Annotated in this window: 7 protein-coding genes; 2 read left to right on the forward strand and 5 right to left on the reverse strand. The window is 45.5% G+C overall.

The window, feature by feature from the left end; translation table 11 throughout:
* Window positions 1–99: 99 nt before the first annotated feature.
* The 3 genes from HMPREF1536_RS27590 to HMPREF1536_RS05880 form a co-directional block, all read right to left on the reverse strand.
* Window positions 100–4,344 (reverse strand): DUF6383 domain-containing protein, encoded by a 4,245-nt coding sequence (locus HMPREF1536_RS27590; protein ID WP_028727737.1) that lies wholly within the window; start codon window positions 4,342–4,344, stop codon window positions 100–102.
* Between the two features lie 494 nt (window positions 4,345–4,838).
* Window positions 4,839–7,205, reverse strand: a complete 2,367-nt coding sequence (locus HMPREF1536_RS05875; protein WP_044192154.1) for a DUF3987 domain-containing protein — start codon at window positions 7,203–7,205, stop codon at window positions 4,839–4,841.
* A gap of 26 nt (window positions 7,206–7,231) precedes the next feature.
* Entirely contained in the window at window positions 7,232–7,468 is a 237-nt protein-coding gene (locus tag HMPREF1536_RS05880) for a DUF4248 domain-containing protein (protein WP_028727736.1), read from the reverse strand.
* A 300-nt stretch (window positions 7,469–7,768) separates the two neighbouring features.
* Here HMPREF1536_RS05880 and HMPREF1536_RS05885 point away from each other — a divergent pair, with 300 nt between their 5' ends.
* A complete protein-coding gene (locus HMPREF1536_RS05885; protein ID WP_028727735.1) occupies window positions 7,769–8,005 on the forward strand; it encodes a hypothetical protein in 237 nt (78 codons plus the stop codon).
* Window positions 7,995–8,336 (forward strand): type II toxin-antitoxin system RelE/ParE family toxin, encoded by a 342-nt coding sequence (locus tag HMPREF1536_RS05890; protein ID WP_028727734.1) that lies wholly within the window; start codon window positions 7,995–7,997, stop codon window positions 8,334–8,336. The genes HMPREF1536_RS05885 and HMPREF1536_RS05890 overlap by 11 nt, the downstream gene beginning before the upstream one ends.
* A gap of 67 nt (window positions 8,337–8,403) precedes the next feature.
* Here HMPREF1536_RS05890 and HMPREF1536_RS05895 read toward each other — a convergent pair whose 3' ends face one another.
* Both HMPREF1536_RS05895 and HMPREF1536_RS05900 read right to left on the reverse strand, forming a co-directional pair.
* Complete coding sequence (locus HMPREF1536_RS05895) at window positions 8,404–9,690, reverse strand: hypothetical protein (protein WP_028727733.1); 1,287 nt, start codon at window positions 9,688–9,690, stop codon at window positions 8,404–8,406.
* A 153-nt stretch (window positions 9,691–9,843) separates the two neighbouring features.
* Complete coding sequence (locus HMPREF1536_RS05900) at window positions 9,844–11,763, reverse strand: beta-N-acetylhexosaminidase (RefSeq protein ID WP_028727732.1); 1,920 nt, start codon at window positions 11,761–11,763, stop codon at window positions 9,844–9,846.
* Window positions 11,764–11,804: the final 41 nt, after the last annotated feature.

Genomic DNA, 11,804 nt, shown 5'->3' on the forward strand with positions numbered 1-11,804 from the left:
CCGCTTGTTCGCCCTCACGGGGTAATTGGTTGATTAAAATTGCATAGAGAAAACAACCGCGCAGTCAAATTTAAATTTATTGATTATAAATAGTTTCTATTATTTTACGATTGCTTTTACAGCAGCTTCACCTTCTACGGCTACTACTACGATACCTGCAGGAGCAGCGATTGTAGCATTGTCAGAAGAAAGAACTGTGCTGGCGATTGTCTGACCAAGAACGTTAGTGATAACGACTTTCTTACCAGCTGCACCGTTGATAGTTACTGCACCTTCTTTAGCAATTACGCTGATAGAAGAAACTGTAACATCTTCGTTAGCGACTGCCTGACCATCGTAGTTTTCTTCCATGTTGAAAGTTTCACCGTTAATGAACTTTTCTGTTACAACTACTGTACCATTGATCCATTTCAAATAACCATCGTTTGTTGCAGCATCTTCAATCTGTTTCTGAGTTGCAGCAGGATTGTAGTTTTTGTAACGAGTCTGGATCTTGAATGAACCATCAGCATTATTCACATAACGGAAGGCAAACTTAGCCACATTGAATTCCGGAGAATCCATAGCCAACTTAACAACTTCGCCACCCTTACGAGTGATATACAATGTATCATTAGCATGAATACCTTCTACGAATGACAGCTTAGCCAGTTTTTCGCCGGCTTCAACACCGTTTACATACGGGTTGTTATGCAGGTGAGTTGCACCATATACATTTGCAGTGTCGATCAGGTTGATCAGGAAGCGGCCTTTTACAGCTTTGTGTTCCATTGCATCAGCACAAGGTTTACCATTATTATGTTCGTCTCTCCATTCCTGTGAGTTGTGTTCTGGGTTGTAAGGACAGTAATAAGTATCATCCTTATCAACATTTACACCCAACAGATACTGGTAGCAAGTATTTGCGATACCGTCTGCATCCACACGATTTACATAAGCTGTATCGATAAACAATGCAGGGTTTGCACCGCTTACGCTATTGTTTACATTCAGGAAGCTCAATGTATCTTTCTCTACAACTGACTTAGCATCACGTTTTTCGAACAATGCTTCTGTAGGATATTCCTGACGGAAGATCTTAACGATGTCGCCCCATTCTTTAACAACCTTGCGGTATTCAGGTTTGTCTACTTCTTCAACAACCATGATAGAGTTATCATCTTTTGCATATGTGTTCATGTTGCTCAAAGCACCCCATTGTACGCTATTACCTGCAAAGACTTTATCAGTACCTACAGATGTCTTCACACCACCAGCTTCAGGTAATACAACGATATTGTAACCGTTCGGTTTCACCTTCAATGCGAAACGTGTTCCATTATCTTTTACGTCCGGAGTTTCGTCGCAAACATAGTAGTTAAAGCCTTCAGCTTTGAACTTAACATATTCAAGATTAGACTTATTCTGGAACAAGTACGGAAGGATAGCCAAAGTATCTGCTTTTACACCTTCAGCATCACCAGTCAGGATCTTACCATCTTTCAATGTAGCCATCTTGGTAATTACATATACTGTATCTACTTCTGTCTTTTTCTTCGCGTCAGATTTTGTATCCAGAGACAATCTCCAATCTACAGCACCTTCTGTTACAATACCTAACTGGTGAGTACCATTCGTCTGGTGATTTTCTGCCCAGTAAGCATCCACATTACCTGTTGCGTTATGGAACTGACCAATATTAAATACCTGATTTCTCAATGTATTTACTTCTGCTCTCTTATAACCGTCGAACTTTTTAACTTCAGCTACAGCAGTAACTTTGATTAAGTCGCCCTCGATTGCAGCACCAGTAGCAACATTTGTTACAGAATATACGTCCTTAGTATCAGTTGCACGCAGAACAATATCTTTTACAGTTACACCTGTTTCACGGTTCTGCAATGTAAACTTATTAGTTGCCAGATCCGCTTCAACTACAGCCCACTGAGTTTCCGGAGAAGACAGCAATACTGTACCGGCATCCACATAATCAGCTACATCTTTAGCTGCTTCACTCTGTGCATATTCATTAGTCGGAACCAATACACCATTCAGTTTGTATTCTTCGCTTTGCTCTTTAGCAGCTTCTTTTGTTTCTGCATAAGAGATATTCCAGAATTTACCTAACAGGTTCTTAACAGAATAGATGTTGTCTTCGCCCAAAGTGATGTACGGAAGAGTTTCTTGTTCTGTAAGAGTTTTCTTTGTTGTCAGATAGTTTGCATCAGGAGTTGCTACGATGAATGCTTTAGTTGCATTAACCATGTCGGCAGCTTTAGCAACAAGAAGTTCGGCTACTCTATCAGCATCTTTGCCACCATACAGGTAATTTACCTGGAAGTAAGACAAATGATCTTTTGCATCTACTGCGTCAACCAATTCGAATGCACCATTTACACCTGTGATATTAGTCAACTTAGTAGTATTCAATACCAGGAATTTATCACCTGACTTGATCTGGAATTGCTTAGCATCTTTAGAACCCTGCGGAACCAACTTACCGGCAAATGCATCCATATACTCTACTTCAGCTTTGCTATCTTTACTCATCTTGATAGTCATATTGAAACCATCACCCTTAAGGTCTTTCAGATAAGTGTTCGTTCTGCCGATCAGCGGAGAAGAATAAAGAGAAATAGCAACAGCAGGTTCTGCAGCAGCGAAGCCTGCACCAATCGTTTTACCATTATTGCTTAAATAAAGGTCTACTTTATTGGCATATTGACCTGTAGCGTAGAATTCTGTATTATTACCATCGACAGACCACAAAGCCTTGGTTGCTTTATTTTCGAATGTATAGTAATACTTACCGAGCTTGTTCTTTGTTTCTGTTACTTTCCACAGATAATCATCAAGTTGGGCTTCCTCAATACTAACTAACGCTGCAGAGGCACCAGTTTTTGATAAAACAGTAACACTACCAGCAGTTCCGTCAGTATTCAAAGCAACAAAAACATATTCATCTTTATCTATTGAGCTAACGCGTGCTACAGACTGGCTAAGGATACTAATATTATCTACCAAATCAGTAACAGGAACAGTTGTGTTAACAGTGGCTGTAACATCAGCTGTTGCTACAGGATTTACAGTCTTCTCTCCTAAGGCATAAGTAGTTGAAAGACTATATCCAACCTTTGGTTTTGCCACCAAATAAATCTTCGTATTCTTCGGATCAGCCTTCTTTGCTGCAATTGAATAGAACACACCATTTTCAACACCCCAAGCAGAGCCCAGACCTAATGAAGGAGTTTCGCTTTCAACTACATTACCGTCAGCATCTACAGACAAGTAAGTTTCACCTACAGCCACATAAAGAGGAGCGTCTATGTCTGCATTGGGTTTTACAATAATAGCTCCATTTTCATCTTGTGTCAAGTCTTCGTAACCAGGAACAGATACTTCTACATCTTGTTCATATTTACCGAATTGGATAGCATTGTCATAATTAGTAGGAGTAGCTTCTGCCATGCTTACACCTTCAGACCAAGCTAATTCCTTTCCACCTTCAACAGCTACCAATTCACCTTTTACCAACTCGAATTCAGTAGCTGCAACTGCAGCTACATTTGAAGCAACAAGAGGATTTGTCCCGTCAGCAACAATAAAATAATCAACACCTTCAACTACTGTCTTCAGCTTAAACTGGCCTTCGTCTGAACCTGCCACAACAGTCCAGATATCCTTTGAAGCATCAGTTATTTCAGCGGCACCTGTTTTTAGCAAGTCATAGTAAGCAGGAACTGCTGCGCTAAATGCACCTTTTAGGTAGTAAGTACCCCCATCTGCTAAGTTCGCTGCTGAAGAAAAAACATAAAGAGTTGACGCGGAAAGTGATCCTAATGCAGCTGCACCTCCGGTAGCTGTAACAGCCAAAGCAGGAGTCCCATCAACAACAGACAACCCAGAAGAGGTTACAGACAAAAATTTATTATTATATTTTCCACCAACAATAGTAATTCCCGCAGCTGCATCCTTAACATGCAGAACATTAGAATCGTCCTCACTTGTACTCAACGAAAATACACTTCCATCATAACAAAGATAATAAGGAGTACCTTTTATTGTCACTTGCAGCACTGCTGATGAGCTAATAGTACCAATAAACTGCCACTTTGCATCACTGGAAACACTTCCAAAGTTCAGTCCACCTTCACCAGCCACAACGGAAACTTCATTCACAGCATCCTCAGCATCATAGAATGTGCTAAGCCCCAATGTTTGAGCACTTTTTTCATTCAGACTCGAACCAATAGCATAAGCACTGTTTGCAACAGGTGTAGGTGTCACTACCACCTTCGCATCCAGCGTCGTCCAAGCACCGGCTGCCAGAAGGACAGCCACTAACGTAGAAAACTTTTTGTTCATAATTTAAAATTTAATATTAATAATAGTGTTATAAAAACTCGCTCACAGCCTACTCTCGGCAGGCTTCCAAATGTTAATGACTAGCTAAAACGATCGTTTTTTCTCGTCACTGTTTTCGAGGAATTTTGATTTGATGACAAAAAGTTGTAATTTCGTACTCGCTTTGCTATTCTGTTGATAAGAAAGAAGATAGGAAAAGAAAAAAAATTAGAAGAAATGATTGGTATTTCAAAATGATGAGTTACCTTTGTGACGAGAAAAAACGATCCTTTTTTTTAGTCAGTCTTTTTTCGATCTCTCGCCTTGCTATTCATAGTTTAGAGTACTATTTCCAACAAATGTTAAAAATAATCGGTTATTAGATGGATAACTATCCGTTTCACCTCCGATGCCTACTCATTTTCTACGGGTAACTACCCGTTGAGCGTCCGGTGCCTACCCATTTCAGAGGGAATCGGCAAGGAGGAAGAATACGATAAAAAGTCTCAATAGTTTCAAAAGTCTCTACCCCTTTTTCGAAATAGTGACATTTTCCCCGAGTCCGTTTTATCATAGTAACCCGCACCTAATGAGATTAATAAATCATACATCTGCGCCTTTTTCAGCATACGGAACGCACTCGAACGGCTGATTCCGCGGACAACCGCCTCTTCAACCAGGGTGGCTGTTTTAAACTTATCCGGCATGGCGGCAAACAGGTCGCGCTGGGCTGTGTGCATCTTAAAATGCTGCTCCGTATCGCTATGCTTCAGGGTGGTACTTACCAACATCGAATGACGCAGGCAAACAGTACCGATATGGAAAGCCACTTCGAAGTCGGCATCCGTTATGATGCGATGCACTGTCTCTACTTCTTCCTCCGCTTTGCGCAAAGCTGTCAGTACCATTGCAATACGGAAGATGATCAGGCGGTGGCGCAACACGACCGAGGTAACATCTTCATTACCGAACACGCGTACATTATAATATTCGCGTGAGAAATAGCGGTCGAGCTTCTTACGCTGACGGTCGGTGAAGCTGACAAACGTATCCGTTTTTTCGAGGAACACGGCCATATCCTGCAATCTTCCGCCCAGCTCCGTGAAGTAGGACGCATTCTTCGGATCATTATCAGCAGAAGTCAGAGAACGATAAACGCCACCTCCGGCAATATGGTAGATCAGCAAACGACTGTAGAGGCCGTTTTCGGTAGTGGGCACGAACTTGGCGAACATGCTGGGGGTACCGGTTACGAACATACCCAGCTTCGGATGTTCGACAATGAAGGTACCGTTGGTTTTCGAAGCACAGCTCACGCGTTCGCCGTGGAATGCCTGGTTGAGAACGTATCCGTAACCGCCAAAATCCTGCGCCATCGTGTTGTTCAACGATTCCAGTTCGGTTTCGAACAAGAGGGATGAATAAGGATCGTTTATCTCCAACTGCGCAATCATACGGGCAGTCGTCGTGTAGCCTGCCATATGGAGCTGCCTTTGCTGCACCAAGCGGGGACATTCAAGGGGAGTACCGGCCGGCTTTTTAGCTTTCGACTGGCGTTGCTTCAGTTTGTCGAGCTCGTAGGCTTCCTTTTCCTTATTATATTCCTCCACCTTGCGGGCGGAGTTGTCGTAGATGGAACGCTGCCAGGGTTCTATCATCTTAAATACCCGGCTGACACATCCTTTACCACTGCCCGAGGGGCCGGTCACGACGGTGTAGAACGGGGCATAATACATTTCGCCCTGCATCATGCCTCTCACCTTGGGTAAGGCGGTACTGATCATGGTGAGTGAAGCGAGCAATGTCAGGTCGTGCTCCGTGTCGTCGGAAGCTGTCTTCAAAGCGTCCGCGAGGAGGTTCGGAAGGCCTGTCAAAAGGGACTTGTCGAAGTGCGGAAAATCACCTTCTACGGGTTCATAATCAGGCCCCATAGGGGAACCATCGTCCAAAAGTGCATCTTCGGGAACGGGGGTGGAACTTTTGAGATTTCTGACACTTTTTTTCGTCGCCATACCCGGTGCCTGACGGCCGGAATTGCTGCCGTGGGCAGATTGGTAACGGTGGTAGATGTCTGCCACGGTGGCAAGGATCTCTTTTTCATCGAAACCCGGAGCGGTGTAGCGGTAGAGACATTCTGCCGTCACTTCGGCTTCGCTGAAACCGGCACTGTTGAGCGCCGAAGCCAGCTTCACCACGTAGCTGTGGCGGCTGCCGTCGGTAAAAGGGTTGCCTGCTTCAAACTTGTCGATGTAGTTGGACAACGAGCGGGGTTCGGGCTGAGAAAAGACACCGGACTTTCCGGGGGCAACAGGGACACATACCACTTCGGCTTCTATCTTATAAAAGGCCGCCGGGTCGTAGCTGACGAAGCAACCGCGGTTGGGGTCTTTGCCCGAAGGGTCTACCTTCACGCCCGGCAAGTCGGCTTCAAGCAGGCGGCTTACCACTGCAAAGGCCTGGGCGTGGTGTTCCATATCGCTGTCTACCAGCACGAAGAGTTTAAGGCCGGTACCCGAAGGACTGATATGACCTGCTTTCACATAAGGTAGTTCACGGGCACGGGCGAGCAACTCCGATGGTGATCCCGGCACATGGTCGAGGTCGCCCACTACGCAGCCGGAGTAACCTACCAGGTGTTCGCGTTTGCGGCCGCCTTCCATCCGTCCGCCTGCCACGAGCAGGGGAAGGTTCTTTTTACAGATACCCGCTTCTTCCTCACTGCCGGAGGTTACCAGGGCGCGAACGTTTTCTACCTGCTGTTTGTACTTACCGTTCACCACGTCGGCTAAATAGCCACCGAGGGTGACCGGTGTGTAAGAAAGGGTGTCGAATGCTGTTCTGAACAGGGTACATTCAACGTCTTGACTGATTAAGTCTTTCATTGTAAATAAATTTAGTTTAAACTTTATCAGGGTTCCCCCAGATGTTCGATCAGTACGCCTACTTGCTTCGGCGTGTAGAGTTTTTGGAATTTCACCCATCCGGCGGCTTCGAGCTTGGCTTTGAGTTCGCGCGAGGTGCGTATCCATTCCCACATACGTTTATAGGCAACCACCGGCGTCCGGCCGGGAAAATAGAGTTGGGCAAATTCCGTTACCCCATACGCTCTCCTCCAGGGAGACGGTTCTGTTTTTTTGTCTTCCATATTTTTCTGATATTTAAATAATTAGAATACCACAATGTAAGAATAATATTAATAGGTTGTTAGGTTTTTGAGGGATATTTATCAAATAAATAATACATGATGGATAGATAGCAGTTTTTTAGGCATCAGCCAATTGATAAAGGGTATGGAATATAAAATATTAAGCAATTAATAAATATATAATACATTATCCCTTATGCTATTAAGGGGATACCAATAGAGTATGGGGGGGGATATAGTGAAGATGATTAGGTTTTTACTATCTTTGCATTAGTATTCCAAAAAAGAAAGGAGACTAATATGACAACGATGGAACTGGAAGCTCATAAAGCAAAGTTAGTACGGGAGATATTGACAGAAGTCGATAATATGGATCTGTTGAAAAAGCTCCAGAATGCTTATGAGAAATTAAAAAGCCAAGCGGTAAAAGACCAGACAATCAGTAAAGAAGAAATCCTGAAAGGTATCGACAGCGGACTGAAAGATGTAAAAGCCGGCAAAACAAGATCTGCAAAAGAGTTGCTCGATGAATTATGATATTAAGACTACAGCCTCGTTTGACAAAGAAGCTAAACGGCTAAGTAAGCATTATGTTTCATTCAAAAATGATTATGAAATATTACTTGACGAACTGAGTAGTAATCCTCAACTGGGAACTGATCTGGGTAACGGACTTCGCAAAATTCGAATGAAGATTGCTTCGAAAGGGAAAGGTAAAAGTGGTGGCGCAAGAGTAATCTCTTTTACTGTGATTGCTTCCGCACAAGACGCAGTACTTAACTTGTTACTTATTTATGATAAGTCTGAACGTTCTTCCATTAGTAAAAAAGAACTGGAAGATTTACTTCGAAAGAATGGATTTATTTAAGAGTATATAGTATCTATTTTATATGAATCCCCATTATCCTTATTAACAGATGATGGGGATTCCTTATTTAAAACTTATACTGCAACCGCACTGTCAGCACATTGTCTTTGCGGTCTTGTTCGTAGCCTTTTACGAAGTCGCTCTTTTCGTTGAAGTTAAATTCGTAATAGGCCTGCACACGGATGTGTTTGTTGAAGCGGTACAGACCGCCGATACCAAATGTGCTTTGGGCCAGGTCGGTTTTAGAGGTGAATGTGTTTTCGGCACCGATCTCGTTTCCTTTCAGTTTCGTATTCGGGTCGTAGACGTCGTATTTGAATACGGCAGAGAAAGGGGAAGTGCCGATGTCCTGCACCAGATAAAAGAAATAACCGATAAAGGGACGCTTGAACAGGGCGTTTTCGGGAAGATCCTCCGGACGTGTTCCCGTATTCGGGCTTTTACTGCTTCCGGCAATTCCGGGCTGTGTACCTAAAAGACCTTCGGCACGCAACGAGGTTGTTCCCCATGAACTCAGGAAGCTGAACTGGGCGTCCATACCGATGTATTCGCGCTTCATATAAGTACCGGTTCTGCCTTTATCCACTTCGATAAAGCGTTTGCCGTCCATTTCATAAGCGGTCGTTGTCGGGTTGTAGACACCTCCGTTGTAGTAAGATACACCTGCACCCCATTTACCCCAGTTGCCGATTTCCTTGTCGGCACCCAGGCGTCCGATGAAGTCTTTGCGGCTGTCGGTTTCGCGGTTGATACTGTTACCGGCAAACAACCCGGCATCCAGACGGAGAAAGCCCAGCGGACTATCCTTCTTGGTACGAAGGGTCAGCATCGCTCCCAGATCGCGCTCGTCGGGAAAGAAGTACTGGATGATCGTGGCACGTTCGGGCGACTCGAGGCCACTGGTGGAATACCCGATCTCATGTCCGAAAGGACGGTTGAAAACACCGGCCATCAACTGGCTGCGCTTCGTCCAGGGATCTTTGATACCGATATACAGGTCGCGGAAGCTGACACCTTTGTCGTTGGCTTCGATCTGCACGGCTCCGGTACCGATGCCGTCGTTATATTCGAACTTCAGGCGACCACGGCGGATACCGATACGGTTGAAGCCTTTATCCTCGTGCTCGTTCTTGTCGCCCACTTTCAGGGTGGCATCCTCCTGTCCATACTGATATTGTCCCTGGATATAGGCGGAGACTTTAAACTTGCTTAGTCCCTTCACTATCTTATCCAGCGTTGCTGTCTCTTCCGCAAGCGAATCGATGCGGGCATCTAACTGTTCCGTGTTCTGAGCTTCCGCGAGAAAGGGAAGCAGCGCCAACAGGGAGAGCGCCATAAATTTGATTACTTTCATTCCTAACTTTGTTGGTTGCGGTGAAAAATGTATTACATCACTGTTTCCGGCAGCAAAGAAAGCGCTTTTCTATTTCACACATATTTCAGTCTTGTTACAAAGATAAAACCAAGTTGTTACAAAAAGGTTACGAACAACTTGGTTAAAATCCTATCAGTCAACAGTCAGGTTACCGTGGCCGGTTCGTTTGTCCTTCTCGGCACGCTTCTCCAGCTCTTTTATTGTCAGGGATATGAGTTTACCGACCGGCTTACCGTCGCGATAAGTAATGACACGCAGGCGGCTGGCTGTTTTCGGTATGCTCAGCGGTTCGCTGTACTTCGGAGTAAAGCAATCCGGGTCTGTATTATCGAATGTATAGTAGATATCCGTACCGGCAATCTCGCTTCCCAGTTCCACCTGCAACACGCCGTCCTGCAGATACGGGGTAACGATCGCATTATACATACTGCGGGCATAGTTGATGCCGGCTTGGTCGGCACGAACGAAATGACGTTCTACACGGGGCCAGAACTTTTCCCAATCCGTTTGGGCAGGCCCACTCCACAATACTTCAGCCAACGCCCAGCCGCGCGGCCAGGTCATATACTCGGCATGGCGGAAAGTAGGGATCGCTTCGCCCCAGACATTACCTTGTCCGCCCAGTACCATTTCGGCCGGAACGCCTTCGGGTACAGGGTTGAAGCTATACGAATCCGTCAGGCGGCACATGGAATAGGTGGCCGGTTCTACGGAAGGTTCTCCCTGATACAAATCCAGGTAACAATGTTCGGTCGGCGTCATAATCACATGATGCCCGGCTTTAGCCGATTTGATACCGCCATCCATACCGCGCCAGCTCATGACGTTGGCATCGGGTGCCAGGCCGCCTTCCAGTATCTCGTCCCAGCCGACCAGCTTCTTGCCTTTCGATTTCAGCAGGTCGCCCATGCGGTGGATGAAATAGCTCTGCAATTCTTCTTCGTTCTTCAGGTTCTCCGCTTTCATGCGTGCCTGGCAACGGGGGCATTTATGCCAGAAGCCTTTGAAACATTCGTCGCCACCGATATGGATATACTCGTCCGGGAAAAGGGCGGCTACTTCCGTCAGCACCTTATCCATAAATTCGAAAGTAGACTCCTTGCCGATGCATAGCGTATTCTCATCTTCGCCATAGAATTTATTACCTACATTGAGTGCATCGGGGGCTTTCATACAAGCCAGTTCAGGATAAGAAACCAGAGCGGCTACACCATGACCGGGAACATCGATTTCAGGGATGACGCGTACAAAACGCTGGGCGGCATAGGCCAGCACTTCCTTCACCTCTTCCTGGGTATAGAAACCGCCGTAAGTACTCTCCTCACCCGGCTGCTGACGTTCGCGTCCCCACCAGTCGCCCACACGGGGAGCACGCCAGGCACCTACCTCGGTCAGTTTAGGTAGTGACTTAATTTCCAGACGCCAACCCTGGTCGTCGGTCAGGTGCCAGTGGAAAACGTTCATTTTATATTCGGCCAACTCGTCGATGTACTTCATTACTTCCTCTTTCGTAAACCAGTGGCGGCTTACGTCCAGCATGAGGCCACGCCAGGGGAACTGGGGTTTATCGGTAATTTCCGTACAGGGGATTGTCCATTTCTTATCTTTGGGTTGTGCAGTCCCGCTTTTGATCTCTGCCGGAAGCATCTGCAACAAGGTTTGTACGCCGTAGAAGATTCCGGCAGGCTTATTCGCCGTAAGCAGGATATCGCCTTGTTTCACTTTCAGGTGATAACCTTCATCTCCCAGAGCGGCATCATCCACCAGTTTGAATTCGATCTTTCCATGTTTCTCCACAGGGAGCGTGAAACCGGTGGCGGGAGCGATCTTACCATTCAGATAATCGGCGATGCCTTTCAGTTCTTCATTCGATTGATCCAGGGTAATTGCGGCGTTACGTGTCAGGGTAAAACAGTCTGAACCGACAGTCATTTCCTGTGGAACAGGGATCAGAGCAATTTCTCCGTTCTCTGTAACACCCGACTTGTTTGCGCAGGATACACAAGCCAGCAACAGAGAGGCAGTAGCAAGACTCAACAGTGTTCTTTTCATTATTATAAGTTTATGTTTGAAATTCTGCACGAAGATAAGCA

The sequence above is a fragment of the Parabacteroides gordonii MS-1 = DSM 23371 genome (assembly GCF_000969825.1).
GTDB lineage: Bacteria > Bacteroidota > Bacteroidia > Bacteroidales > Tannerellaceae > Parabacteroides > Parabacteroides gordonii.